Here is a 26265-nt window from a genome sequence, read left to right on the forward strand (position 1 = left end):
ATCAATCTACATCAGCACAGTCCGATTTAACCTTTTTAAATAATTTATGATAGTTCTGACGCAAACGATATTGGTCGTATAAGTCATTGTATTTTGTATGATGATTTGCGCAATTATACCAGCCAAAAGTCATTAGATAAAGCTTCGCATATTTCATGCGCGCTGGAGATACAGATTCTTGTGCAAACCTCTCTTCTAGCAGTTCTGGAGCACCATTGTTTAGCTTTTGGACTTCTATCAGGTTTTTCCATGCTCGCATAACTGAAATAGTATCTGCTGAAGCTAAAGCATCTGCGTATTTCTTGCAGTGAGAGTAATATTTATTGCGATACAATGAGCTAGGGCTATAATATCCTTCTAAAGTGAATTTGTAAAGCTGATAATTTTCTGTAAGTTCAAGCGTGCGCAATTCGCGTACTTTCAGCCAAAATGCTGTGGGTACTATTTGAGCTTTTTTTAGTGTATTAGTTAAAGAATCGTATTCATGCCTTAAGTCTCTACCAGCTTTATCAAAATATGAATCATTATAATCTTCAAAGTTGAGTGCTGTCGTACTTGTCAATACATCAGGAAAATTCACAAGATTGTATGTGTCCTGAAGTTGCTTTTTTGTATAAGCGCCAGCCTTAAAGTAGCCAATATTTGTGCACGATTCGTCCTGCCAAGTAAATGTGTATAGTGAGTCACTTTTTGTTTTGGGAGCGACGTTTGCTACATTTTTATGACTTGCTTCTGACTTAGCTAGAGGTTTTTTTGTTGACTCTTTTTGCTGGTTTTCACATGATGAAAATGAAATAAGTAAGAAAGTCAGTAGAAATACTACTTGGCTTCTTATTTGTAATGTGATATTATTCATATTCAATTTAAAATAAATAATTTATTTCTAATTCAGCGAATCAACACTAAAGTTAACCTTCGCATTCAGAGCCTTAAATATCTTCATCACCGTTTCAAAACGCACATCGGTCAGGCTATTTTCCAGTTTGGAAAGCTTCGCTTTCTTTACGCGCGTCGCTATTACCCCAGCAAGTCTAGTGGTTTATCGGCGCCTCAATTAGAATAAACCGCGTACCCGCCGTACAGTCGATGCTGACGCTATCGGTATCCCAGATGCCCAGGCTTTCGCGCTCGGCTACGGGCTGCCCGGCCACCGTTACGGCGCCGGTGATAACGAACAGAAACAGCAGCTTATTCAGGGGTTTGAAGCTATACTCCACCGTTTGGGCGTCGGGGTAATAGCCGAGTGAGAGCTTGGCGTTCTGGTTTATCCAGCAGTGGGCCTGGCCTTCCTCGTTGCTGACGATGGTGGTGAGCTGGTTTGCGCGCTTGTCCTCCGGAAACTGGCGGCGCTGGTAGCGCGGGCCAACATTCTGGAGCTTGGGCTCAATCCAGATTTGCAGAAAATTGACCGGCGACTCGCCCACGTTGTGCTCCTCGTGGCGCAGGCCGCTGCCCGCGCTCATGATTTGCACCCAGTCCTGGTGCACGATTTCGGTGTAGCCCAGCGTATCCTTGTGGTTCATGCTGCCGGCCAGCATCACCGAGATAATCTCCATGTTGGCGTGGCCGTGGATGCCGAAGCCGCCGCCCGGCTGCACAAAATCATCGTTGAACACGCGCAGCAGCCCGAAGCCGCTGCGCTCGGGGTCGGCATAGGGGCCAAAGCTGAGCGAAAAATTGCTTTGCAGCCAACCGATGTCTTTCAGGCCGCGCTCGGCGGCGCGGGTAAGGCGGGTTTTCATGCGGGAAAGGTAAGTAGCGTGGACTCTGCGAGTCCGCGCGGTGTGAATTGAAGCGCTCCGCGCGCAGATTCGCAGCGGCCATACGTCGTTTAAAATTCCATTGGCACTTCCATCAGCAGCAATTCGGCGTTGCTATCGGCTTTGATGTCAAGCTTCTCCACTTCCCAGAGGCCGAAGCCGTCGCGGCGGTGTAGGGCCTGGCCGTTGATGGTCACGTCGCCGGCCAGCACGAAGGCATATACCCCGTTGTCCGGCTTTTTGAGCTGATAGTCAGTAGCAAAGCCCTGGTCGAGGTTGCCGAGGTGGAACCAAGCATCCTGATGAATCCACACGTTGCCCTCGCCGGGGTTGGGCGAAACCACCTGCAACAGCTTGTTGTGGCGCTCGGCGGGCGGGAAGCTCTGCTGGGCGTAGCGCGGGGTCACCCCGCGCTTATTGGGGAACACCCAGATTTGCAGAAACTTAACTGCCTCCGAGGAGCTGTGATTCTTCTCGCTGTGGGCCACGCCGGTGCCGGCGCTCATCACCTGCACGTCGTTCTGGCGAATCACGGCCTTGTTGCCCAGCGAATCCTGGTGCTCCAGGTCGCCGGAGAGCGGGATGCTGATGATTTCCATATTGTCGTGCGGATGGCGGCCGAAGCCCATGCCGCCGGCCACGGTATCGTCGTTCAGCACGCGCAGCGCGCCGAAGTGCATTCGGTTGGGGTTCTGGTAGCTGGCGAAGCTAAAAGTGTGGTAAGAGTCGAGCCAGCCGTGGTTGGCGTGGCCCCGGCTGCCGGCCGGGTGTAAAGCAGATTGGGCCATCAGATGCAGGTTTAGCAAGTGTCAGGAGTAAGACAATTAATGTAGATACATTGTTTTCTGAGACGTGGAAAAAGTTAATGGGCAGCAGTTTTCCCTTGTTATTTACTATTTATATAAATAGTAAAATAATTTTTTCAAAATCACCTGCCTCAAATTAGAACGTCATGCTGAACGCGGTGAAGCATGACGCTCTTTCAACTTCCCAAACAGCTTCAATGTAAAAAATCGTAATAAACAGGCGACGGCCCGTCGATAGTTAGCGTGGCCAATGCTCCCTGGTGTTGTGGGCCGGCGCGGAAGCTGTAGAGGCTGGCGCCGGCCGGCGCGGTCAGCCCGACGGGCTCGCCCGGCCGGAAGTGCAGCACGGAGAAGGCGGCAAATGGCATTCCGAGGCCCATGCCGAGGGCCTTGGCGTAGGCCTCCTTGCGCGTCCAGATGGTGTGGAACAGCGGCCAGTAGCCGGAAGGCGGCGTGGCGCGCAGGGCGGCTTGCTCGGTGGGCGCAAATAGCTCCCGAATCAGCGGTGCGGCATCGGGCAGGGGGTGCTGCAACTCCACATCTACCCCGACGGGGCCGCTGCTGGCAACCGCTAGCACGGCCCGGCCCGGTCGGTACGAGAGATTGAAACACAGGCTGGAACCAGGCAGCACGGGCTTCCCGTTGGCATCTGCGGCGAGCACTAGGGCCCGGCCCGGCCGGCCGGCATACTGACCCAGCACAGCCCGCAGGAAGCCATGCGCCCGGCCGTAGGTCTGGCGCAGCGCGGGCGTGCGCAGGCGTGCCTGCCGCTGGCGCTCGGCGGCCGAGAGAGCAGCCTCCGCGCCGGGCCAGGCGGGATAGCCGGCCGCAAGGTCGGCCTGCCAGACGTGCAAGAAAGGCGGCATAAGCTGCGAAAGGCAACGCCGGGCGAAGGCCCGGCCGGGGTTAGTGGCCGCCCGAGATAAAGGCGCTGGGAATACCCTGCCAGCGGGTGCCGGCCGGCAGCTGCTCGCCCTTCATCAGCAGCGACAGGCTTTTGAGCGTAGCGCCGGGGCCGATAACCGAGTCGTAGAGCACCACTGAGGAGGTGCCTACCGTGGCATAGCGGCCAATGCGCAGGTTCGACATCTTCATCACGCGGTCTTCAAAGAGGTGCGTCTGAATAGTTGAGCCGTTGTTGAGCACGGCGTGGTCGGCCACCCAGGCCAGGTCAAACTCCGTGATTTCGGTGGTATCCATGTAAACCGAGCGGCCGAAGTGACTGCCCATGAGCTGGAAAAACCAGGTGGCAAAGGGCGTACCCAGCAGCGGCGCTTCCCAGAAAGGATACACGTAGCTTTCGCACAGAGAGTTAACCAGCTCGTTGCGCCACACAAACGACGACCACAGCGGTTTTTCCGAGGGGCGGTAGCGGCCAATAAGTATCCACTTAAGCAAGGCAGTGAGGATGGAGAAGCCGAAAATCAGCCCCACGAAGGCGGCCGTGCCTACGCCTACGCTGCTCCAGAAGGGGTAGTGCTGTAAGTGCCAGTGGCAATAGTGGTAGAGCACGGCAAAAGTCACGAACGTAAACGTGATGGGCAGCACGATTTTAAGCAGCTCAATGAGGCTGCGCGCCCACACCAGCCGGGCCGGGGGAGCAAACGTCAGCTCAGGGGCAAAAGACTGGGATACCGGCCGGTTGGGCAGCAGAAAGGCCGGGGAGCCTACCCATGACGTATTATCGGGCGGCGTAGTAGTGGGCGCTGAAGATAGCGCCCCAATCAGGTTGTTGGTGCCCAGCACGGTACCGCCGGCCAGCACTGCGCCGTTGCCAACGAAGGTGCGCGGCCCCACCAGGGTGGGCAGAATTGATACCAGCCCGTGCTGCACGCGCGGGGCCCCCACACTCACCGAGTCGGCCAGAAAAGAGCCGGGGCCAACGGTCAGGTGCTCGGCCGAAATATGGTTAAGCGTCGATACTTCGGCGCGGTGGCCGATGTTGGCCCCGAGCATTCGCAGCCAGTAAGGGGTGTAAATAGTTGCGTAGAGCGAGCGCAGCAGCGTCAGGCTTTGAGCGAGCACGGCATCGGCCACCCAGTGGCGCACGTAGGCCAAGCTGTAGAGCGGAATGGTGCCGTTGGCCTGCCGGCCGGCCACGAGGCGCTTGGTGCCGGCCAGCGTACCCATCAGCAGTAGCACGTAGAGGGCCGAAAGGGGAATCAGGGTAAGTAGCGACGACTCGGGCGTGAATCGTTCGATACTCTCATACAGCAGGCCCAGAATGGGCAGCGAAGCTACGGTGGGTACCAGCAGCATCAGCGCAATAGCCGCCAGCTGGGCCAGCAGGTAGCCGGGGCCGGGCGCAGCCGGGCGGATGGGAGCCGGGCCAACGGCCCGCACGCGCTGGGCCGGTGAGCCCAGCCAGCCCTCGCCACCCGGTACCTGCCGCCCGGCCGGCAGCACCGACAGGTCATCAAGCTCGGAGCCGTCGCCGAGGCTGGTATTGCCTTCCATAATGGCCCGCAGGCCCACGTAGCCGTCGCGGCCGACGTGCGTCGGGCCGATGATAAGGCGGTCGCGCTCCACGCGGTAGCCCAGCAGGCAGGCTTCACGGGCAATGCTGGCCCCGTCGCCGAGCGTGAGCAGGTCGAAGCACATGAGGCGATTGGAGCCTAGATATACCCCTTTTCCGATATTTGCACCCAGCAGGCGGTAGAATAATGCCAGAAACGGCGTGGCCGACAGCAGCTGGGTGGGGGCGGCTTCGACCAGTTTTTTTACCGCCCAGAAACGGTAGTAGTAAAAGCCCCACAATGGATACTCGCCGGCCCGAAACCGGCCGATAATCAGCCATTTAAAAGCCACTACCAGCAGGCAGGCCATGGGTACGTACAGCAGTACCATTGCCATGCCAAGCAGGGTAATCGCCGTCCACGACCACTGCGTGAGCCAGGGCCGGAAGTGCAGCGATAAGTTGAGCGTAAGCACTGGCACAGCATAGAAGGCAGCAATCGAGAGTAGCTGCAGGATGGCCGTGAGCAGGCGCACCGGGGTGCTGGTGCGAAGCAGCTGGGCCGCTGCCGGCTCCGGAATAGCCCCGCCGAAGCGGCTTCGGCAGCCGCAACTGAGGCCGCCAGCGCCTCAATGGTGCGGCGGGTATACATCTCCTTCACCGACAGGCCCTGAAAATCGGGCTGCTGGCGCAGCTCCGAAATAATGAGCGAGGCCAGCAGTGAGTTGCCCCCGATATCGAAGAAGTCGTCGGTCACCGACAGGTCGGCGGTGTCGAAGCGCTTTTGCCAGGCGGCGTAGATGGCGGCTTCGCGGGGGTCGCGGGGCAGCGTCAGCTCGCGGGTGGGCGCCTGGTCGCCACTTACGGGGTAGGGCAGGGCCTTGCGGTCGACCTTGCCGCTGGTGAGCAGCGGAAACGAAACCAGCGGCACCAGCGCGGCGGGCAGCATGTACGGGGCCAGGCGCTCGCGCAGGTAGGCGCGCACAGCCTTCTCATCGAGCAGCTGGTTGGGTTCGAGAATGAGGTAGGCGATGAGCTTCTTCACGCCATCAGTACCCTCCTTAAGGGCCACGGCGGCGTTGCGAATACCCGGCCATTGCAAAAGCAGGCTCTCGATTTCGGCTAGCTCGACCCGGAAGCCCCGGATTTTTACCTGGGTGTCGATGCGGCCCAGGAAGTCGATGTTGCCGTCGGCTTCGAAGCGGGCGAGGTCGCCGGTGCGGTACAGCCGGCCCACAAAGCCATTTTGCAGCTCGCTGACGGTATTAAACTTAGCGGCGCTCAGCTCCGGGCGGTTGAGGTAGCCTGCCGCCAGGGCTGGCCCGCCCACGCACAGCTCGCCGGCCGCGCCCAGCGGCACGAGCTGGCCCAGCTGGTCGAGCAGCAGCGTTTCGTAGCCCGCCAGCGGCCGCCCGATGGTGAGGCGCTGGCCGGGCACGAAGTCGGCCGCCGTGGCAACTACCGTGGCCTCGGTGGGGCCGTAGGTATTCACTACCCGGCATTGGCGGCTGGCCCACTTGGTCAGCAGCTCGGGCGGGCACACCTCGCCACCCAGAATAAGCAGCCGCAGCGTCGGGATGCTGGCCGGTAGCAGCGACAGCAGCGTGGGCACGGTAGAAAAGACCGTCACCTGCTGCTCTACCAGAAAATCGGGCAGCGCGTCGGGGGCTTTCATGGTTTCCTCGGGCACGGGCACCAGCGTGCCGCCCGCGCCCCAGGCCAGCCATAGCTCTTCGAGCGAGGCATCGAAGGCTACCGAAAACCCCTGCACCACGCGGTCTTGCGGCGTGGGGTGAAACAGCAGCTGCTCGGCCCGCACCAGGTGGCAGATGCTGTGGTGCGGAATGAGCACGCCCTTGGGCAAGCCGGTAGTGCCCGAGGTATAGATAACATAGGCGATAGATTCGGGGCCCAGGGGCACTGGCTCCAGGCCGCCAGCCTCGGCGGGGGCCGGTAAGCAGAGGTCGATAGCCCGGCCGGGCCAGGTTTCGAAGCCCTCGGGCAGCGGCCGGTTGGTAAGCAGCACGCGGGCCCCGCAATCGGCCAGAATAAACGTAATGCGGTCGGCCGGGAAAGAAAGGTCGAGCGGCACGTAGGCTGCGCCGGCTTTCAGCACGGCCAGCATGCCCACGTACAGCTCAATGGATTTGGCCATGAGCACGCCCACAAAGTCGCCGGCCCGCACGCCCTGGCGCTGCAGGCGCGCGGCCAGCTGGTCGGCCTCGTGGTTGAGCTGCTGATAAGTGCGGGTGTCGCCGAGCCAGCTCAGCGCTACCTGGTTGGGGTAGAGATGCGCGGTTTCCTCAAACAGCTGGTGTAGCTGCTGGGGTCCGCCTTCGGGTACGTGCTGCGGCACCGTCATAAACTGGCGCAGCAGCGTGGTTTCTTCGTCGGCCAGGAAGAATACGTAGCCTACTGTCGTTTGCCGGTTGCGGCCAAGCTGCTCAAATACCCGCTGCACGTGCGTGGGCAGGTAGGCAGCTCCCCAGGGGCCAGGCAGCCCGCCGGTGCAGGCAAAGCTGACAGCCACCGTATGGTCGGGGGCAAAATCCAGGGTTACGCACCACTCGTGGTCAGGGTGTTGTGCTTCGGGCGCCGGAAAGGAGATGCGGCAGCGCGTGATGGCCGCGCCCAGCTGCTCGGCCACGCCGGCCAGGGCCATCGCCAGCCGGCTGGCAGCTTCCGCCTCCAGCTCGGCCAGGGTAAGCGCATCGCTGAGGTTAAGCAGCACGGCTGCCGGCGGAAAGGCCGTAGTAGCATTCTCAACCCGCAAAACGGCTTGCAGCTGCACGGCGCTGCGCTCGGCGGGCTGCCGGTAATACACCACCGCAAAGGCGGCCAGATAACCGGCAATCAGGGTTTCCTTTTGCTGAAAAGCCAGCTCAAAGTCGGCGGGCTTGGCTAATGACTCGGGCTCCGTGGGTGGAGCAAAAGGCAGGTCGGTGGTCGTACTCATCGGGACGGGGCCGCTGCTGGCAAGCCAGCGGCAAAGGAGAACAGAAGGGAGAGCAGCAAACAAGTTGCGGGCGGCATGCGTGCAAAGATGCCACCCGGTAGTGGTCAATACTTAATAAGCAGGGGTAGTGCTGAGCCGGGTACCAAGACCCGGTCAATAAAAATACGGCTAAATAGCAGGCCGCCGGCAACGCAAGCAGCCTTCTGCAAAGCCTACGCCAAACCGCCCCGCCCGGATACAAAAAAGCCGGCGAGTGCTTTTTGAGAAGCACCCGCCGGCCTGAATTTTAACCGGGCTGGAGTAGGAAGGGCGAAACGTAGCAGCCCTCTTACGTTATTCTACGCTCAACGACCGGGTGAGGGCTACGCCATCTACCACCAGGCGGCAGGTGTAGAAACCGGGCGCCAGGCTGTTCGTACGCAGGTCGGCGGTATAGTCGCCGGCCGGCCGGGTCTGGTTCTCAACTACCGAAGCCACGCGGCGGCCCATCGCATCATAGATGGCCAGGCTTACCACGGCTGATTTTTGCAGGCTGTAGCCCAGGTGCGTGAGGCCGGCAGCCGGGTTGGGGTAAGCCGGGGCCAGGGCCGCTGCACTCGTCTGGCTGGCGCGGGTAGCGGTAACCGTGGTCAGGGCCGGGCCAAACAGGTCATCAAAGTAATAGGTGCTGCTGCTGGACGTGCCTCCCGCAATAAGCAGGGCTATCTGGTCGATGTCGGTGGCCATCACAGTTGGGTCGAAGCTGCCACCACTGCCAGCAGTATAGGTAAAAGTTAATGTTTCCCACGTATTAGCGGTGGCCGAGGTCGTGGCATTAAACGTGCCGCCATAGTTGCCATTGGGGTAGTTCTGGGCCGTTTTGGCTTTGTTTTGCAGTACCAGCTGCACCGGCGTGCTCGCACCGGGGCTGCGGAATTTCATTGTTAATTTCTGCGCTCCGCTGGCATAGCTTGAGGCATCGGAAAACTTACCGTTTTTGGGCTGAATAACGATGGTGGCATACTGCTGCGAGCCGTCGCGCGCAAAGCTGGCGCAGGTGCTGCTGCTGTTGCCCGCCCCACTAGCCGGGTTGGGAGCGGCCTGGTTGAGTGTGCCCTGTACAGTAGGATAATTAACCAGCCGGGTGCTCTCAAAGTCATCAAGCAGCATGGGAGCAGCAGTGGTGCTGTTGGTAGCCAGCTCTGGGCCCATCAGGTCGTCGATGTAATAGGTGGCAGCGGTTGCTGTGCCCGGAGTTACCAGCATAACCATTTGGTCAACATCGGTAGACTTCACAGTCGGGTCGAAGCTGCCGGGGCCGCCAGCAGTATAGGTAAACGTCAATGTTTCCCAGTTGCCGGCCGTAGCCGAGGTCGTGGCATTAAACGTGCCGCCATAGTTGCCATTGGGGTAGTTCTGGGCCGTTTTGGCTTTGTTTTGCAGTACCAGCTGCACGGGCGTGCTCACACCGGGGCTGCGGAATTTCATCGATATCTTCTTGGTCCCCGCCGAATAGGCGCTTACGTCGGCCATCCGGCTGGGAGAGGCCGTAGGGTTAATAACGATAACGGCATACTGCGACGCATCGCGGTCATACTTGCCGCAGGTGCTGCTGCTGTTGACGGTGTTGCTGCCGGGGTTAGCAGCGGCCTGGTTGAGCGCACCGCTAATGTTGCTGTACGTCACCAGCCGGGTGTTCTCGAAGTTGTCATAGAGCGTTTGGGCCGAAGCAGCGCGGCTGCCTAGCGTGAACAGGCCGGCAGTCAGTAAAAGCGTAGTAAAAGTTTTCATGAAAAAAAAGTTGGTGGGGAAATAGGAAAGTCACAACTCAACCCGGCCAGCCTGCACGTAGGATGGCCGGGTTGGTAAAAAACTACTCTTTGTATTGAAAAAACCGCACGTAATCTACCTGCATGGTTTGCGGGAAGGTCGTGCTGCCATCGGGGTTGCCATCAAAGTCGCCGCCCACCGCCAGGTTTAGGATGGCGTAGAAGGGGTTATTGAATGGATACGGCGACACGTCGCTCGAGGTCAGCGTGTAGTACTTATTGCCATCCACGTAGAAGTCCATCTGGTTCATGCTCCGCACGCAGCTAAAGACATGGAAGTCGCTCGAGAAGTCGCCGTTAGCCGTGCTCGGCAGTGCATAGACCGTGCCCTTGTACTGGTGGGTAGCTACCGAACTGCCATAGTGTACCGTGCTGTAGTCAGTAGTGGGCGAGCTGCCTTTCAGCTCCATGATATCGATTTCGCCGCAGGCCGGCCAGCTCGCCTGGCTATCATTGGCGCCCAGCATCCAGATGGCCGGCCACATGCCCTTGCCCTTGGGCAGCTTGGCCCGCACATCGATGCGGCCGAAGGTAAACTGTTGCTTGCCTTTGGTGTTGATGCGGCCCGAGGTGTACTGCCGGCCGTTGTAGTTCTGCTGAATAGCCGTGATATTAAGCATACCGCCACTCAGGTTCACGTTGTTGCGCGAGTTGGTAGTGGCTTCCAGCTCGTTGTTGAACCACACATCCTTTACCTCGTAGCTCCACTTGGTTGCGTCGAGGCTGCTGTCGTTAAACTCGTCGCTCCATACCTGCACGCTGTAATCGGCATACGGATGAGGGGTGGCGTTAACGGCCGATGTGCTGGTGCCACCCGTGCCCGTAGTAGCCGTGATAACCGGCCCGGGGGATTTTGGGTGCAGCCACCGGCCGCCAGCGTCAGCGTAAAGCCCAGCGCCAAACGGCGGAGTGGCCACGCGGTCAATGAATATATCATATTTACTAAGTAACAAGGGTGAGAAAAGGGCGCTTATTTGGCTACCATCATAAAAGTGAACTGCGGGTCGTCGCTGGGGCCGCCGGCCCGCAGGGTCATGTGCTTGTCGTCAATGGAAAGAATCCGGTAAATCCGCGATGTAGGTGCATTAGTTACGCCGATAAAGCTGCCGGGCTTGGTGAGTACAAACTGAGCCAGGCCCGCGCCCGAAGCCGGCCCGAAAGTGAAGGTAGTATTGTTGTCGGTGCGGGCTGCCTGGCAGGTATAGTCGATAGCCACAAACGTTTGGCCCTTGGCATCATACGTGAAGTTGCCGGTGCTTGTAAACGTGTACTCATCGTCGGCCTGGCAACTGGGTACGCTGCCCGCCGAGCCGCTCTTGTTATAGCCGCCGGGCGAAGCTTCGTTGCCGACTATAATGGTATTAGCTACCGTGTTGTCCAGCGTCCAGGTGCGCGAGGAGCCGCCCGTGAGGTACTTTTTAGCCCGGTCGAGGGCCGAAAGCTGCGGCATGTAGGTAGTTACCGTCTTGGTGCCGTCGGGGTTGGTGCCTTGCAGGCGCAGGCGGGTGGGCGTGGCCTCAAGAATGTCGTAGGTCTTGTTTACTACCGAGTCGGGCAGGCCGATAAATGCCTTGTTGCGCTGCAAAATAATCTGCCCCAGCGAGCCGTTGGGCTTATAGATAAAGTCCGAGTTGCCCGTCTGCGGGCTGCCGCAGGTGCCATTGCTGTACGTGCCGGTTCCGGCGTCGTAGGAGTAAGCAAAGGTGTTGGTAAACGAAAACTGGTCGTCGAGCTGGCAGGGGTTAAGCGTAGTCGAGCTGGATAAGGTGGCCCCGCTGGCCGAAAGCTTTACCACGGCCCCCGGCTGGTCGGAGAGCGTCCAGGAGGTAGCTCCCGAGCCACCGCAGGCCGTAAGCACCGCGTAAGCGGCATTGTCGCAAACGGTAGGGATAACTACCGGCTGCTGGGGCGAGATACCCGTACCGCCGCGCCCGGCAGCTGTCAGCTTCACGCGGTAGGTGCCGGGCAGCTTGTAGACGTGGGTCACGTTCTGACCTGACACCAGGGGCGAGCCATCGCCAAAGTCCCACTGATAGAGAAAGGCATCAGTGGTGGTGTTGGTGAACGTTGCTACTGCCGGGTACTGGCTGGTATTGACCGTGACGGTAAAGCCGGGCGTGGGCACCGGACCTTCCAGGCTCGTCACGCCGGTATCCTTGCGGCAGGCAGCCAGCGCCGCCACACCAGCCAGTAGCAGAGCAGCTTTGCGAAGTGAAGTAAACATATATTTTCGGGTGGGATGTTTAGGGCGTATGAGGGCCAAATGTATTAATAGCCAGGGTTCTGAGCCAGCGAGGGGTTGGCGTCGCGCTCGCTTTGCGGAATAGGCAGCACAATATTGAAGGGCTTGATGCCTTTCGCCAGCAGCGCCGGATTAGTGAGCAGCTTACCCGTGCGCTTAAGGTCAAACCAGCGGTCGTCTTCAAACGCCAGCTCGTAGCGGCGCTCCTTCACAACGGCATCCGTAAAATTGGGCGTGTTGGCGCTGGTCAGGTTGGGCAGGCCTGCCCTGGTACGTACTGTATTAATAGCTGTGTAGCCTTCGGGAGTAGGCCCCACGGCTTCGGCCAGAATCAGGTACATCTCGGACAGGCGCAGCACCGGAAAGTTCAGCGGGGAGTCCCAGACGTTGGTGTTCACCTTGCCCACAAACCACTTTTTGCAGTTGTAGCCATAAGGGGAGCCGGGCAGCGAAGCTGGCTGGGCATTAGTGGCACTGCCGGCGGGGTAGGGGTCGCCGGGCGACCAAATGGTAACGGCCTTGCGCTTGTCGCCGGGCTCGTAGCCCTGCACAAACTCCAGCTCCGGGATATTGAAGCCGTAGCCGCCCTGCGGAACCAGGCCCTGGCCGCGGGGGCCAAAAAACTCGTTGCCCACAAAGCCCAGGCCATCGAACGTGTACTGATTCAGTCCGTTCACGTATTGCACCTCAAATAAAGATTCCTGCCCGTTCTCGTTGGCCACTTTAAAATTGTCGCCGTAGTTGGGCCACAGGCTTTTGCCCGAGTTCGCGATAACGGCCCGGGCCTGAATAGCCGCATTGGGAAGGTCGCCCATGGTCAGGTACACCTTAGCCAGCAGGCCGGTAGCAGCCCACGTAGTAGCCCGGCCCAGGTCGGCGCCGCCGTACACGGGAGGAAGGTTGCCGATGGCGGCCTTCAGGTCGGTTACAATCTGGGTGTAAATCTGAGCGGCCGGGGTGCGGGGCAGCTGCGCGTCGGCCGGGCTGGCCGGCGGCACCAAGATGAGCGGTACGTCGCCGTAGGCCCGCACCAGGTCAAAATAGTATTTTGCCCGCAGAAACTGCGCCTCGCCCAGGCTGCGCTTCCGGATGGCATCGCTCATGTTCGTGATGCCGGGTACCTTTTGCAGCACCAGGTTGCAGGCTCCAATGCCTACGTAGCAGCCACCCCACAGGCGACCAACCATCGGGTTGGTAGACGGTATATTAAAAAAATCGAGCTGAATCTCCTCAGCTCCGTCGCCGCCGCCGCCACCGCCGGTAAAGGAGTTGTCAGACATAATCTCGCCGATTCCCCACAGGGCGTAGTTGTACTGCCCGCCTACGCCGAGCTGTGAGTAGCAGGCCGTTACGGCCTGAATGGCATCCGACTCGGACTGATAAAAGTTTACAGTTGTAATCTGGTCTACAGGCTGTAAATCCAGAAACTTTTTGCCGCAGCCGCCGAGCAGTGCCAGGCTTAGCAAAGCACTGGCAGTGAGTTTAGTAGATAAAGAACGCATGGGTGGGATGGGAGAAGCCTTGTGTGAAAAAGAAAGAAGTGCCCTACTGATAATCCTTGCCTTTTTTCACGACGGCTTCCGCTATTAAGTTAAAAGCCAATGTTCAAGCCAGCAATAAACACGCGCGACTGGGGGTAGATACCCCGGTCGATGCCATAGGCGCCGGCCTGGCTGCCAATCTCGGGGTCAAAGCCGGTGTACTTGGTGAGGGTTACCAGGTTTTGAGCGGTCAGGTACACGCGCAGCGACTGGCTACCAAAACGGTTGATAAGCGGCTTGGCGAAGTTGTAGCCCAGGGTTAGCACCTTGAGGCGCACATAAGAGCCGTCTTCTACGAAGTAGCTGCTCACGCGCAGGTTCTGGTTGGGGTCGCCGGCCACGGCGCGGGGCACGTCGGTGCTGGTGCCAGGGCCGGTCCAGCGGCCCAGTACGCGGGTGCTGCTATTGCCATTGCTATATAAGCCACCTTCCGTATACACGCGGTTCAGGTCATAAATCTGATTACCCTCCGAGCCCTGCACAAAAGCTGTCAGGTCGAATCCTTTGTAGCTCAAGGTGTTGTTAATGCCAAAGGTGAACTTTGGATTAGGATTGCCGATAAATGTGCGGTCAAGGTCATTCACTACACCATCCCCGTTAATATCCTTAAACTTGATATCGCCGGGAGCGGTGCCGGAAAATTGGTAGACACCCGTTGGCGAAGCAGCGTTCAATTTTGCTATTTCTTCGGGCGATTGAAACAGCCCATCGGCTACGTAGCCATAAAACGCGCCGATTGGCTGGCCCTGGTCGAAGCGCGAGATGGCCGTGCCCGTGCGGGTAGTCGTCCCGTTGAAGGGAGTAGCCACATTCAGGCTCTGAATCAGGTTGCGGTAGGCCGAGAAGGTAATGCCGGTGGTCCAGCTCAGGCCGCTGCCGCCCGTCAAGTTACGGGTGTTCAGCGAGATGTCGATACCCTTGTTTTGTACCGTTACTGCGTTGGTAGGAACTGCCTCATAAGTGCCCGACACCAAGGTAGGCGGCACATTGCTGATGAGGTTATCCGAGTGGCGGCGGTAGATGTCTACCGTCAGCTCAACGCGGTTTTGAAACAGGCCCAGGTCCAGGCCCAGGTTCGACTGCTTGTTAATCTCCCAGCGCAGCTGATTGTTGGCACCCCGGGTAGGCGCCGCGCCCTGCAGCACCGTTGCAGGAGACCCAAACGGATAGCTGATGCCGGTATTGATAGTTGCCAGATAGGCAAAGCGCCCGGCATTCAGGGGGTTGCCTACCTGGCCATACCCTCCGCGCAGCTTCAGGTTGCTGATAACCGGAATATCTTTGATAAAGCTTTCTTCCGAGAGGCGCCAGCCGAGCGAAACCCCGGGAAAGAAGCCGAACTGATAGCCGGGCGCAAACTGGGAGGAACCGTCTTCACGGGCGGTGACCGTGAGCAGGTACTTGCCCGCATACTCGTAGTTGATACGCCCAAAGTAGCTGGCCAGCCGGTCAGTAATCGGCGCAACGCCGATGCCGCCGTTGGTAACCGGAAAGGCAGGGTTGGCGGCCGGGCCAGCGTTAATGTTCTGCAGGCTGTTGCTCAGGTAGCCCGAGCGGTTGGCGCTCAGATAGGTATACTGAAACTGCTGGGCCGACTGCCCGGCCAGCACGGTCAAATGGTGCTTTTCGGCAAAAATACGGTCGTAAGTAGCCGTGTTTTCAATCAGATACGTTGGGTTGTAGTTGCTCGAAGAGTAGGCGCCCGCTACTGAGTTGCGGGGCGAATTGGGCCCGAGCGAAGGGGTAAAGCCGTTGCTGTTATCAAAAATGAGGTCGACCCCCACGTTGGTACGAAAGCGCAGGCCCTTGAGCGGCTCTACCTCGCCGAAAAAGGAGCCAATAATGCGGTTGCGGCTGAACTTGGAATTGGTAATCAGCGACTGCAGTACCGGGTTGGGCTCGATGAAGTTGTCGGCGGTAGCAGTTGGCTCGTAATAGGTGCCGTCGGGGTTGTACACCGGGATGGTAGGCGGGAGCTGAATGACGTTGTTAATCACCCCAAACTCGTCGTTGCCGGTATTCAGCTGCCGGTCTTCCTGGTGGCTGACGGCTAAGCTGTTGCCCACCTTAACGTATTTGTTAAGCTGAATATCGCCATTGGCTCGCAGCGTAAAGCGCTCAAAGTTAGAGCCATTCAGCGTACCATCCTGCTGAAAGTAGCCGGCCGACAGGGCAAAGCGGGCTTTATCGCTGCCTCCGTTGGCCGAGACATTGTAGCTCTGAATAACGGCCGTGGGCCGGAACACTGCTTTCTGCCAATCGGTGCTCGTGGTCAGGGAGCTGGGGTCAGCGTATTTGGGGTTGATAGGCTGGCCGGCCGCAATCAGGCTCTCATTATTGATAACGGCGTACTGCTGCGCATTGAGCAGGTCGAGCTTGCGCCAGGGCTGCTGTATACCCCGGTAGCCATCAAGCGAGATGGTTGCGTTGCCAGCTTTGCCGCGTTTGGTGGTGATAATTACCACGCCGTTGGCGGCCCGCAACCCGTAAATGGCCGTAGCCGAGGCATCCTTGAGCACGTCAATGCTCTCGATGTCATTAGGATTAATGGAGTTGAGCTGGTTTTCTACCGCATTGCCATTCGAGTCTGAGCTGGGCAGCGGAAAGCCATCGACCACGTAAAGAGGGGAGTTGTTGCCGGCCGAGGAAATACCCCGGATGCGCACCGTTGTGCCGCCCGCCCCGCCCGGCGCCCCCGAGTTTTGCGTTACCGTTACCCCGGCCGCCCGGCCTTGCAGCGCCTGGGTAGGGTCGGCTACCGGCTGGCTGGCAATTTCGCGGCCCGAAACCGAGGATATTGCCCCTGTTACATCCGATTTTTCCTGGGTTCCGTAGCCTACTACCACTACCTCGTTCAGGCCTTGCGCTGTCTCACGCAGCGTCACGCTCAGGTTGCTGGCAGTAGCGCTGGTCACGGTAACCGACTGGGTAACAAAGCCAACGTAGCTGAAAGAAATGGTGCTGCCCTCGGGGCATTCAGGCTGAAGCTGCCATCTGCGCCGGTAGTGGTGCCAATACTGCTGGCCCGCACAAGTACCGTAACACCCGGCAGGCCGGTGCCATCGGCTCCGACCACCCGGCCGCTCACCGGTATAGTAGGGGCTGGGCGCTTCTGTAGCCGGGCAGGTATATGTCCGCCCGTGGGAGCAGCCAGAACGAAGCTAGTGGGAAGTCCGCATGCCAGCAGTACAGCCGAGCCGCGGAGCAGCCAACCTATAGGGTATAGGCTTTTTTTCATGAAGAGGGTGGGAAAAAGAACTTAAAGCAGCTAGAGTGCTTCAAAGCTAGGGTCTTGTGTTCAGCAAATGCAAGCTTAAAAACTGCCTTCAGGGCTTTAAAACGGCCATTTTGTGGTAAGCACCGCTTAGGTGATTACGTTTACTGCACAAGTAGGCATTGCGTATTATAGGGCTGGCAAGGGCTAAAAGCACTATTGCTACCCGCTACCTGTATCCTAAAAAACAATGAGCCGGCGGCCATTTTTTTCGAAAAAAATTGCTCGCCGGCCTATGCTATAGTAATCCCCGCCAAAATCTTCCGCAATCGTTACCGGAAACTAGCTGCCTGCCTACTGGTGGTCGCTTATATCGGTCAGCTCCTCCTGCTCTACATCAGCCGAGCCGTCCAGCAGCACATGGGTCCAGGGCTCGCCGTCGAAGAAGTCGGGGCATGGCTGCGCCGCTGCAAAGCTGCCAGCACTTTCTGGGCAAACGACCAGCTCGTGGCCGGGCGCAGCTCCAGTACCCTGGCCAGCTCGGCCGGCGCATAGCGCCCCCGGTGGGCGTGTAGCAGGAATACCGCATATAGCGCCTTGACAATAGGAAACTTGCATTTCTGAAGCAGCGTACCAGTGGTGGCCGACTCTACGTAGCGGCAGCGGGTGCAGCGCCGGGCAAAGGGCTCGCGGGCCTCGCAGCTTTTTTCGTGGCCGCACTTGCGGCAGCGATAGCCACCTTGCCACTTCAGGTCGGCGAGGTAGCGCAGGCAGGCATCTTTGTCGGGATAAAGCTGGCTGAACTCGCCAAAGTCAAACTCCCGGGCTTGCAAGCGGGCATGCTTCTGGTCCTGCAAGTCGCGGCTCAGGTCGCTGTTGAGTTGCTCAATAGCGGCCGACTGGAGCGCCAGCAGGCCGTTGGTTTCGAGCAGTTCACGGTTTTGGGCCGCAATGGTATCGTTTTGCTGGCGCAGCTCGTCGGTACGGCGGGCCACCAGCGCCTCCAGCTCACTGTTGAGCTGGTCTTTGAGCGCCTGGTTCTCGCGTAGCTGCTCCAGCAGCTGGTCCTGGGCCTGGTGGCGCTTGCGCAGCTGCTTCAGCAGCCGCCGCTGCGTTACCAGAGTGGTATCCATCAGGCCCTTTATCTTATCGGCCAGCGCGTAGCTGAGTACGGCTACCTCAATTACAAACGCTACGTTCAGGCTATATACCGTGTAGGCGTTATTATAAAAATCAATGCCCAGCTTGCGACAGATGAGAAAAGTGAGGCTGCCCGCCACCAGTGCCTGGGCCAGCAACAGGTAGCGAGCCGGGCGCAGGCCACCCCGGTAAGCCCGCCAGGCAGCGTAATAAAGCAGGCCATACGGCAGCAGGTAAAGCCAGAAGCTAAACCCGGAATGAATGAGCGCCACATCGAGCACCAGCAGCGCGCCGCTTAGCGATACCACCCAGCGAATGTGCTGGTCGAGCACCGGCAGCCGGGCGGCCGTATCAAGAAATGAGCGCGCATACTGCGCAAAAGTCAGCAGCAGCAGCACCGGCGCGACGGCCCCGATAAAATGGTTGAGCGGCGCGCTGAATGGCCACATGTACTGAAAGCCTAGGCCATCCTCGGAAAGAAAAAGCAGTGCCCCGCTCAGCACATAAAATACGTAGTGAATGTACGATTTTTCCTTTAAGAAGAAAAATAGAAACAGGTTGTACACCAGCATGATGAAGAGCACCCCGTAGAAGCCGCCGAGCAGCCAGTACTGCAGGCTCATCTCCGGAATCAGGGCCGGGCCGCTGTGCAGCATGGCCCGGAAGCTGGTAGGCGTGTCGGAGCGCAGGCGCAGGTAGTAGGTTGTGGGCTGGCCGTGCCGCAGCCCCAGGTTGAATAGAAAATTTTTGTAGGGTAGTGGGCGGGTGGCAAACGGGTAGTTGGCGCCGGTCGTGACGCTGTCGTAGGCCAGCGCCAGCCCCGCCGCAGCGGGGCGAAACAGCGTAGCCGAGCCAATATGGGGGTCGTAGAGCTCTAGGTACCAGTCGGCAGCCAGGCGGGCATCGGCCAGCACTGTAAAGCGTAGCCAGTAGGTGCTGCGCGGATGCCGAATGTTGGGCGGGAGCGAAGTGCCGGCCAGGGTAGCGAAGTGGCTGGCCCAGGCTGGGCTGCTAACGGCGGCAATCGGCAGGTGGCCGCTGGGGTCTTCGAGTACGCTGTAGTAGCGGTCTTCGAGGTACTGGGCCTGGTGAGCAGTAGTAGCCACCAGGGTATCTTCGGGGCGGCCGCGCCGGGGCGGACTAGGCCCAGCAGCAGGCTCAGAAACAGCACAACGCCTGCGCGATGCCGGGCAGGCAGGCGGTAGTCCGCCAGCGCGGCCAGCCGGCCGCAGGTCAGGTAGAAAGGTTGCAAGAGCGAAGTGCGTTGGGGTGGGATAGGATGCGCACGGAGGAGATAGTAAAAGTAACAAAAAATGCTGGTCGGCCGAGCGAGGAAAGCCGGCCAGCAGTCGGCACAATTCGCCCGATGGTCGGGCGCAGGCCGGGTTAGCTCGCCAGAGCCGTTACATTTGGGTACTATACTTCATGGAGTAATCATGTCTGCTTTTTCCGTTAGGCGCCTGCTCACCCCCCTGATTCACGTACTCGCCTGGGGGCTGCTGGCGCTCACGCTGCTGCTGTTTCAGCCCATGCAGGGCCGGGTAGTGCTGCCTGTTCAGTATTGGGTAAAGCAGGGCGCGCTGCTAGTGTTATGGATAAGCGTATTTTATGCCACCACGCGCATCAGTGTGCCGCGCCTGCTGCTGCGGGGGCACACCGGCTGGTTTGGGCTGGCCCTGGTGGCCACCGCGGTGCTGCTGCTGCTGGTAAGCCGGGGGCTCGAAAGTGTGCTGAACCTGCCCGACCTCATGCACCACGCCTTTCAGGCGGCCGGTGAGGGGATGGGAAAAGCTGCGCCGCCCCGTACGCCGCACGGCAGCCGCTTCGACCTTGTAGGACTGCTTATTACGCTGCTCGTGCTGGGCATTGCCACGGCTATTACCGTGGTGCAGCACTGGCAGCAGGAGGCCCGTTTGCGCGAGCGCCTCGACCAGCAGCGCGTGGAGGCCGAGCTAGCCATGCTGAAGGCCCAGATAAACCCACATTTCTTTTTTAATACGCTAAATAATATATATTCATTAACATTAATAGATGGGGAGCGGGCCCGGGCGGCGCTGCACCGCCTCTCGCGCATGATGCGCTATGTGCTCTACGACACGGCCTCGGGCCACGCGCAGCTAAGCCAGGAGGTAGGGTTTATTCAGGATTATATCACCCTGATGAAGCTGCGCTTGACCGACCGCGTGCAGGTGACCTTCGAGCACCCCGAGCCGGTGCGCGAGGTACTTATTGCGCCCATGCTGTTGCTGCCTTTCGTCGAAAATGCCTTCAAGCACGGCGTGGCAGCCACGGCTCCCAGCCATATCTACATCGGTCTGCGCCAGCCCTCGCCCGAACAGCTGGAAGTAGATGTGCGTAATACGCTGCTGCCGACTGCCGGCACCGACCTGGCCGGCTCCAACGGAATCGGGCTTACTAATACCCGCCGCCGCCTCGATTTACTGTATCCCGGCCGCTACTCATTGCAGGTAAGCGAGCACACGCCCGACAACGAATTTGAGGTAAAGCTGAAATTAATTACCAGTGAGCAATGAGTAATGGCAATAAGTAATAGGGAATGAAGCCGTTTAGGAACTCCGCTCTGCTAAGTTGAACGCCAGATGAGCATCACGCGCTTTAGTAGTTTCACTACGTCTTAAACCGGTTCATGGCGCATCACCCGCTTACTGCCAATTATCCACTACCGATTACCCGTTAAAAAATGTCCGTTACCTGCATTGCCGTTGATGATGAGCCGCTGGCGCTGGCGCTCCTCTGCACTTTTATTGAGCAAACGCCTTTTTTAAAGCTAGTAGGCCGCTACGGCAGCGGCGTGGAAGCCTTAAAAGGCCTGCATGAGCTCACGGAGCCGGTCGATTTGGCTTTTCTCGATATTCAGATGCAGGAGCTGACCGGCCTGGAGCTGGCGCGGGTGCTGGGCCAGCAGGCCGTGCCGCCGCGCGTTATCTTCACCACGGCCTTTCCACAGTATGCCCTGGAGGGCTACAAGGTAGATGCGCTCGACTACCTGGTAAAGCCGTTTAACTACGAGGAGTTTTTGCGGGCCGCCAACAAGGCCCGGGCCTACGCCGAGCTCTCGCACGCCAGCCACGAAGCGGCTGCGCCCGCTACGGCGGCCGAAGAAGAGCACATTTTTCTGAAAGTAGAGTACCAGCTTGTACGCGTCTCGCTCAGCGATATTCTCTACGTGGAGGGCCTGAAAGACTATGTGAAGGTGCACCTCAAGAGCACGCCGCGCGCCCTGCTCTCGCTCATGAGCCTGCGGGCAATGGAAGAAAAGCTGCCCGCCCGGCGCTTTCTGCGCATTCACCGCTCGTTTATCGTGGCCCTCGATAAGATAGAAGCCGTGCGCCGCCTCACCGTCCAGATTGGCACCGAAACCATTCCGGTGGGCGAGCAATACAAGGAGGCCTTTGCGCAGTTCCTGAGCCGCTGGACTTGAGCTGGTTAGCCAGCTAGCGCTTGCTACTTCGGTACCTGCATCTCGGGCGGGCGGGGGGCGGGCCGCAGGCCCCGCAGCTGCTCATATTTCTCGACCTGCGCGGGCGTGAGCACGGCCTCTATCTTGGTTTCGAAGTCGGCCTGGCGGGCCTGGCGGGAGGCATGTTCGGTTTCGTCGGGCCGGTGAGTGAGGCGCTGCTTGCGCTGGGCTTGCTCTTCATCGAGCAGCGTATTGATGCGGACTACCTGGGCAGGGCTCAGGTCGAGCTGCCGCAAAATACCCGTGCGCTTACCCCGGTGCGCCAGCACTACTACTTCGGGCAAAGTCTGGGCACAAACAGCAAAGCTGGTGAGCTCAGCCGGCAGCAAAGCCAGCCAAAGCAGATGAGTACGTAGCATAAAAAAAGAATACGAACGCGTTCGATTCGAAAGGCAGGTGCCGGAAGCGCAGCAGTAAAGGTATCAGCACTAACGGCGGCGGAATACTAACGTAAAGACGGCTCCGCTAGTGCCGGCCAGGGAGCTGCGGAGCGGGGACGACCAAATACATTGTTATTTCGCAACCCGAAGCACTTGGTAAAAACCCCGGCTGCTATAAACCCGTCTACCCACGCAGCCTTGCCTCCGATACCCGGCCGGCGCGGCGGCTACATCTCTACACACTTATTGTTTTATATGCCTGCTTCTTCTTCACTTCGCCTTGCCGGGCAGCACGCGCTCGTCACGGGGGCCAATTCGGGTATCGGCGCAGCCGTGGCCAAATCTCTGGCCGCCAATGGGGCCTCAGTTGTCGTTAACTACGTTGGCCATCCCGAAGCGGCGGATGCCGTGGTAAAGGAAATCACCGACGCCGGGGGCGTAGCCCTGGCCATTCAGGCCGATGTAAGCCAGGAAGACCAGGTGCAGGCAATGTTCAGGCAGGCGATTGCGCAGTTTGGTACGCTGCATATTGTGGTAGCCAATGCTGGTATTCAGGTCGATGCGCCTTTTATCGATATGACACTGGCGCAGTGGCAAAAGGTGCTTGATGTGAACCTCACCGGCCAGTTTTTGTGCCTGCGCGAAGCCGCCCGCGAGTTTATGCGGCGAGGGGTGCAGCCCGATGTAAGCAAAGCAGCCGGCAAAATTATCTGCATGAGCAGCGTCCACGAAGTTATTCCGTGGGGCGGCCACGTCAACTACGCCACCAGCAAGGGCGGCATTATGGAGCTGATGAAAAGTGTGGCCCAGGAATTGGCCCCGCACAAAATCAGGGTTAACAGCATCGGGCCGGGCGCCATCAAAACGCCCATCAACCACGACGCCTGGGCTACGCCCGAAGCCGAGGCGAAGCTGCTGACCCTCATTCCGTACAACCGCGTAGGCGAGCCCGAAGATATCGGCCAGCTGGCCGCCTGGCTGGTGTCGGACGAGGCCGACTACATCACCGGCCAAACCATCTTTATGGATGGCGGCATGACCTTGTACCCTGGCTTCGCCACGGGCGGGTAAAGAACCGGCAGGGTGAGCGCGGCAATCGCATCGAAACGACGCTGATAAGTGTCGTAGCAGTATTATTGTGCGGATGCGATTGCCGCGCTTCGCTCAGCTTGACAAATAAGCCCTTCCCTGAAAATTGAATCCCGAAGCCCAACGCCTGCTCGAAGCCGATAACAAGCATAAGAACTGGCGGCGCTTCGGCCCCTATTTGTCTGAGCGCCAGTGGGGCACGGTGCGTGAAGACTACTCGGCCAATGGCGACGCCTGGAACTACTCTACTTTCGACCAGGCCCGCAGCCGGGCTTATCGCTGGGGCGAGGAAGGCCTGGCCGGCTTTTGCGACGACCAGCAGCAGCTGTGCGCCAGCCTGGCGCTCTGGAACGGCCAGGATACCATACTCAAAGAGCAGCTTTTTGGCCTGAGCGGGCCGCAGGGCAACCACGGCGAGGACGTGAAGGAAGTCTATTATTTTCTGGATAATACGCCCACCCACTCGTACCAGAAGCTGCTGTATAAGTATCCCCATCGGGCTTTTCCGTACGAGCAGCTGCTGGCCGAAAATGCCCGGCGTACGCGTAAAAACCCGGAGTTTGAGCTGCTCGATACGGGCATCTTTGCCGAAAACCGCTATTTCGACGTGTTTGTAGAGTACGCCAAGGCCGATGCCGAGGACCTGCTCATTCAGTACACCCTCATCAACCGGGGGCCCGACGAGGCTACCCTGCATGTGCTGCCGCAGCTGTGGTTTCGCAACACCTGGGCCTGGGGCTACGACAACTACCGGCCGGCCCTCACGGCAAGGGGCGAGGGGGCGGTGCAGGTGTCGCACCGCGACCTGGGCGAGCTGACCTGCTACGCCGAGGGCGCAGCTGAGTGGTTATTTTGCGACAACGACACCAACTGCGAGCGGCTGTATAACGCACCCTCGGAAAATCAGTTCTTCAAGGATGGGATTTCAAATCATCTGCTTCACCAGCAGGCGAATGTGCTGAACCCCGCGCATACCGGCACCAAGGCCGCCGCGCACTATACCCTCACACTGGCCAGCGGAGCCACCCAAAAAGTGCGCCTGCGGCTGGGCCCGGCGGGCCTGAAGGCCCCGTTTCAGGATTTTGAGCAGGTACTGACCCAGCGCCAGGCCGAGGCCGACCAGTTTTACGCCGAAATGCAGCAGGCTATTCCCGATGCTGATGCCCGCCTGGTGCAGCGGCAGGCGTTTGCGGGCATGCTCTGGAGCAAGCAGTTTTATCACTACAGCGTGCCTCGCTGGCTGGCCGGCGACCCGGCATTTGCGCCCCCGCCGGCCGAGCGCCAGCAAGGCCGCAACGCCGACTGGAAAAGCCTCGATAACAGTGATATCATCTCGATGCCCGATACCTGGGAATACCCATGGTACGCAGCCTGGGACCTAGCCTTTCACTGCATTCCGTTGGCGCAGCTCGACCCCGAGTTTGCCAAAAACCAGCTGCGGCTGCTGTGCCGCGACTGGTACATGCACCCCAACGGCCAGCTGCCCGCCTACGAGTGGCGCTTCGGCGATGTCAACCCGCCGGTGCACGCCTGGGCGGCCTTCCGGGTGTTTAAGATGGACCAGAAGCGGCGGGGCGACGCCGGCGATACGGAGTTTTTGCAAACCATCTTTCACCGGCTGCTGCTCAACTTTACGTGGTGGGTAAACCGCAAGGACCGCGACGGCCGCAATATTTTTGAGGGCGGCTTTCTGGGGCTCGATAATATCGGGGTGTTTGACCGCTCGGCCCCGCTGCCGGTGGGCGGCTATCTCGAACAGGCCGACGGCACGGCCTGGGTGGCCATGTTTGCGCTCAATATGATGCGTATCGCGCTGGAATTGAGCCAGTCGAACCCGGTGTATCAGGACCTGGCGAGTAAATTCTTTGAGCATTTTCTCTATATCGCCGAGGCCATGACCAACCTGGGCAACTCCGCCCTGAACCTGTGGGATGATGTAGATGAGTTTTATTACGACGCCCTGAATACCCCCGACGGCGGCCACGAGCTGCTGAAAGTGCGTACCATGGTGGGCCTGATACCGCTGTTTGCGGTAGAAGTGCTCGACGAAGACCTGCTGGCCGGGGCGCCGCTTTTTCTGGAGCGCATGAACTGGCTGCTCGATAACCGGCCGGGCCTGGCGTCGCTGGTTTCGCACTGGCAGGAGCCCGGCAGAGGGGCCCGTCGCCTGCTCAGCCTGCTGCGGGGCCATCGCATGAAGCGCCTGCTGTTCAGAATGCTGGACGAACAGGAGTTTTTGTCTGACTATGGCGTGCGCAGCCTCTCGCGGGTGTACAAAGACCATCCGTATGTGTTTCGCAACACCGAGATAACGGTTAATTACCAGCCCGCCGAGTCGGAAACCGACTTGTTTGGCGGCAACTCCAACTGGCGCGGTCCTATCTGGATGCCGGTTAATTTTCTGCTCGTTGAGTCGCTGCAGCGCTTCTACCACTATTATGGCGAAGACTTTAAGGTGGAGTACCCGACGCACTCGGGGCAGTATGCTACTATTCAACAGGTGGCAAGCGCCCTCACCGAGCGCCTGACGCGGCTTTTCCTGCGAGACCCGCAAACCGGCCGGCGCGCGTGCTTCGGCTCCAGCGAGCAGCTCCAGCAAGACCCGAATTTCAAGGATTACATAGTATTTAATGAATATTTCAACGGCGATACCGGCCAGGGTCTTGGTGCCAGCCACCAAACCGGCTGGACGGGCCTGATTGCAAAGCTGTTGCAGCCCAAAATGATGAGTGGCCAATCCCAAGACGAAGATTCCTGACTTATGCCTGTACCTAGTCCGTGGCTCGACGCCACAACTCCAATCCGCGACCAGATGGTGCATTGGCCCGACAACCTGGGCGTAACCGTAGCGCGCACCCTCAGCCAGGACCGGGGCGATGCCGCCAACGTAACCGAGCTGCACCTGAGCGCCCACACCGGCACGCACGTCGATGCGCCCCTACACTTTACCAGTGGCGCCGGCGACACTACCACCCTCGACCTGGACCAGCTGATGGGTCCGGCTACGGTAGTAGCCATCAGTGACCACAAAAGTATTAGTCTGGCCGAAGTACAGCTGCTCCCTATTAAGGTCGGGGCCCGGCTGCTATTCAAAACGCGCATCTCGGCCAGTGAATGGAGTACCGAGCCATTTAAGCCCGACTTTGTAGCCCTCGACGGCGATGCGGCCCGCTACTTGCGCGATGCCGGCGTAGTGTGCGTGGGCGTCGATTATCTGTCAGTGGGCAAGGCTGATGCGCATCACGCGCTGCTCGACGCCGGCATCTGCGTGATTGAAGGGCTGGCCTTGCAGCATATAGCGCCCGGTGAATATGAGCTCCTATGCCTGCCCCTCAGGATTGTGGGCAGTGACGGGGCCCCGGCGCGGGTGCTGTTGCGGCCGCTATAGCCTGG

The 26265-nt window shown here is 59.2% G+C and carries 19 protein-coding genes; 5 read left to right on the top strand and 14 right to left on the bottom strand.

Features of this window, described 5'->3' with window-relative positions; all coding sequences use genetic code 11:
- Position 1: 1 nt before the first annotated feature.
- From GKZ67_RS03615 to GKZ67_RS03670, 13 genes are all read right to left on the bottom strand, one after another.
- Positions 2–856, bottom strand: a complete 855-nt coding sequence (locus GKZ67_RS03615; protein WP_173241187.1) for a hypothetical protein — start codon at positions 854–856, stop codon at positions 2–4.
- Positions 857–1031: 175 nt separating this feature from the next.
- Positions 1032–1742: a pirin family protein gene (locus tag GKZ67_RS03620; RefSeq protein ID WP_173241188.1), complete on the bottom strand. Its 711-nt coding sequence runs from the start codon at positions 1740–1742 to the stop codon at positions 1032–1034.
- Between the two features lie 89 nt (positions 1743–1831).
- Positions 1832–2548: a pirin family protein gene (locus tag GKZ67_RS03625; RefSeq protein WP_173241189.1), complete on the bottom strand. Its 717-nt coding sequence runs from the start codon at positions 2546–2548 to the stop codon at positions 1832–1834.
- A 212-nt stretch (positions 2549–2760) separates the two neighbouring features.
- Positions 2761–3432 carry a 4'-phosphopantetheinyl transferase family protein gene (locus tag GKZ67_RS03630; RefSeq protein ID WP_173241190.1) on the bottom strand — a complete coding sequence of 224 codons (672 nt, stop codon included), beginning with the start codon at positions 3430–3432 and terminating at the stop codon, positions 2761–2763.
- Between the two features lie 40 nt (positions 3433–3472).
- On the bottom strand, positions 3473–5476 hold the full coding sequence (locus GKZ67_RS22990) for a Pls/PosA family non-ribosomal peptide synthetase (RefSeq protein ID WP_254245207.1): 2004 nt from the start codon (positions 5474–5476) through the stop codon (positions 3473–3475).
- Positions 5374–7977, bottom strand: coding sequence for a non-ribosomal peptide synthetase (locus GKZ67_RS03635; RefSeq protein ID WP_173241191.1), 2604 nt, complete (start codon positions 7975–7977; stop codon positions 5374–5376). The genes GKZ67_RS22990 and GKZ67_RS03635 overlap by 103 nt, the downstream gene beginning before the upstream one ends.
- A 333-nt stretch (positions 7978–8310) precedes the next feature.
- Complete coding sequence (locus tag GKZ67_RS03640; protein ID WP_173241192.1) at positions 8311–9747, bottom strand: T9SS type A sorting domain-containing protein; 1437 nt, start codon at positions 9745–9747, stop codon at positions 8311–8313.
- Between the two features lie 82 nt (positions 9748–9829).
- Positions 9830–10738, bottom strand: a complete 909-nt coding sequence (locus tag GKZ67_RS03645) for a family 16 glycosylhydrolase (protein WP_173241193.1) — start codon at positions 10736–10738, stop codon at positions 9830–9832.
- 17 nt (positions 10739–10755) lie between these two features.
- On the bottom strand, positions 10756–12009 hold the full coding sequence (locus GKZ67_RS03650; protein WP_173241194.1) for a PKD domain-containing protein: 1254 nt from the start codon (positions 12007–12009) through the stop codon (positions 10756–10758).
- A 44-nt stretch (positions 12010–12053) separates the two neighbouring features.
- The gene (locus GKZ67_RS03655; protein WP_173241195.1) at positions 12054–13529 is read right to left on the bottom strand and encodes a RagB/SusD family nutrient uptake outer membrane protein; all 1476 of its coding nucleotides are present in this window, start codon (positions 13527–13529) and stop codon (positions 12054–12056) included.
- 89 nt (positions 13530–13618) lie between these two features.
- Positions 13619–16483, bottom strand: a complete 2865-nt coding sequence (locus tag GKZ67_RS03660) for a SusC/RagA family TonB-linked outer membrane protein (RefSeq protein ID WP_254245042.1) — start codon at positions 16481–16483, stop codon at positions 13619–13621.
- Positions 16480–16656, bottom strand: coding sequence for a carboxypeptidase-like regulatory domain-containing protein (locus tag GKZ67_RS03665; protein ID WP_173241196.1), 177 nt, complete (start codon positions 16654–16656; stop codon positions 16480–16482). Before GKZ67_RS03665 ends, GKZ67_RS03660 begins: the two co-directional genes overlap by 4 nt.
- Before the next feature lie 518 nt (positions 16657–17174).
- Positions 17175–19028 carry a 7TM diverse intracellular signaling domain-containing protein gene (locus GKZ67_RS03670; protein WP_173241197.1) on the bottom strand — a complete coding sequence of 618 codons (1854 nt, stop codon included), beginning with the start codon at positions 19026–19028 and terminating at the stop codon, positions 17175–17177.
- Positions 19029–19358: 330 nt separating this feature from the next.
- Here GKZ67_RS03670 and GKZ67_RS03675 point away from each other — a divergent pair, with 330 nt between their 5' ends.
- On the top strand, positions 19359–20456 hold the full coding sequence (locus GKZ67_RS03675; protein ID WP_173241198.1) for a sensor histidine kinase: 1098 nt from the start codon (positions 19359–19361) through the stop codon (positions 20454–20456).
- A gap of 167 nt (positions 20457–20623) precedes the next feature.
- Positions 20624–21364, top strand: a complete 741-nt coding sequence (locus GKZ67_RS03680; protein WP_173241199.1) for a LytR/AlgR family response regulator transcription factor — start codon at positions 20624–20626, stop codon at positions 21362–21364.
- A gap of 23 nt (positions 21365–21387) precedes the next feature.
- On the opposite strand, the gene GKZ67_RS03685 is transcribed toward GKZ67_RS03680, so the two are convergent.
- On the bottom strand, positions 21388–21762 hold the full coding sequence (locus GKZ67_RS03685) for a hypothetical protein (protein WP_173241200.1): 375 nt from the start codon (positions 21760–21762) through the stop codon (positions 21388–21390).
- 276 nt (positions 21763–22038) lie between these two features.
- Here GKZ67_RS03685 and GKZ67_RS03690 point away from each other — a divergent pair, with 276 nt between their 5' ends.
- From GKZ67_RS03690 to GKZ67_RS03700, 3 genes are all read left to right on the top strand, one after another.
- Positions 22039–22854: an SDR family oxidoreductase gene (locus GKZ67_RS03690; RefSeq protein ID WP_173241201.1), complete on the top strand. Its 816-nt coding sequence runs from the start codon at positions 22039–22041 to the stop codon at positions 22852–22854.
- 124 nt (positions 22855–22978) lie between these two features.
- Positions 22979–25630, top strand: coding sequence for an MGH1-like glycoside hydrolase domain-containing protein (locus GKZ67_RS03695; RefSeq protein WP_173241202.1), 2652 nt, complete (start codon positions 22979–22981; stop codon positions 25628–25630).
- 3 nt (positions 25631–25633) lie between these two features.
- Positions 25634–26260 (top strand): cyclase family protein, encoded by a 627-nt coding sequence (locus tag GKZ67_RS03700; RefSeq protein WP_173241203.1) that lies wholly within the window; start codon positions 25634–25636, stop codon positions 26258–26260.
- Positions 26261–26265: the final 5 nt, after the last annotated feature.

The organism is Hymenobacter sp. BRD67, from assembly GCF_013256425.1.
Lineage (GTDB): Bacteria > Bacteroidota > Bacteroidia > Cytophagales > Hymenobacteraceae > Hymenobacter.

Bases quoted from the DNA above. Each gene is read 5' to 3' on its own strand.
- GKZ67_RS03635 (WP_173241191.1), bottom strand. From the start codon at position 7,977: ATGAGTACGACCACCGACCTGCCTTTTGCTCCACCCACGGAGCCCGAG.
- GKZ67_RS03680 (WP_173241199.1), top strand. From the start codon at position 20,624: ATGTCCGTTACCTGCATTGCCGTTGATGATGAGCCGCTGGCGCTGGCG.
- GKZ67_RS03690 (WP_173241201.1), top strand. From the start codon at position 22,039: ATGCCTGCTTCTTCTTCACTTCGCCTTGCCGGGCAGCACGCGCTCGTC.
- GKZ67_RS03615 (WP_173241187.1), bottom strand. From the start codon at position 856: ATGAATAATATCACATTACAAATAAGAAGCCAAGTAGTATTTCTACTG.
- GKZ67_RS03625 (WP_173241189.1), bottom strand. From the start codon at position 2,548: ATGGCCCAATCTGCTTTACACCCGGCCGGCAGCCGGGGCCACGCCAAC.
- GKZ67_RS03630 (WP_173241190.1), bottom strand. From the start codon at position 3,432: ATGCCGCCTTTCTTGCACGTCTGGCAGGCCGACCTTGCGGCCGGCTAT.
- GKZ67_RS03685 (WP_173241200.1), bottom strand. From the start codon at position 21,762: ATGCTACGTACTCATCTGCTTTGGCTGGCTTTGCTGCCGGCTGAGCTC.
- GKZ67_RS03700 (WP_173241203.1), top strand. From the start codon at position 25,634: ATGCCTGTACCTAGTCCGTGGCTCGACGCCACAACTCCAATCCGCGAC.
- GKZ67_RS03655 (WP_173241195.1), bottom strand. From the start codon at position 13,529: ATGCGTTCTTTATCTACTAAACTCACTGCCAGTGCTTTGCTAAGCCTG.
- GKZ67_RS03620 (WP_173241188.1), bottom strand. From the start codon at position 1,742: ATGAAAACCCGCCTTACCCGCGCCGCCGAGCGCGGCCTGAAAGACATC.
- GKZ67_RS03640 (WP_173241192.1), bottom strand. From the start codon at position 9,747: ATGAAAACTTTTACTACGCTTTTACTGACTGCCGGCCTGTTCACGCTA.
- GKZ67_RS03650 (WP_173241194.1), bottom strand. From the start codon at position 12,009: ATGTTTACTTCACTTCGCAAAGCTGCTCTGCTACTGGCTGGTGTGGCG.
- GKZ67_RS03675 (WP_173241198.1), top strand. From the start codon at position 19,359: ATGTCTGCTTTTTCCGTTAGGCGCCTGCTCACCCCCCTGATTCACGTA.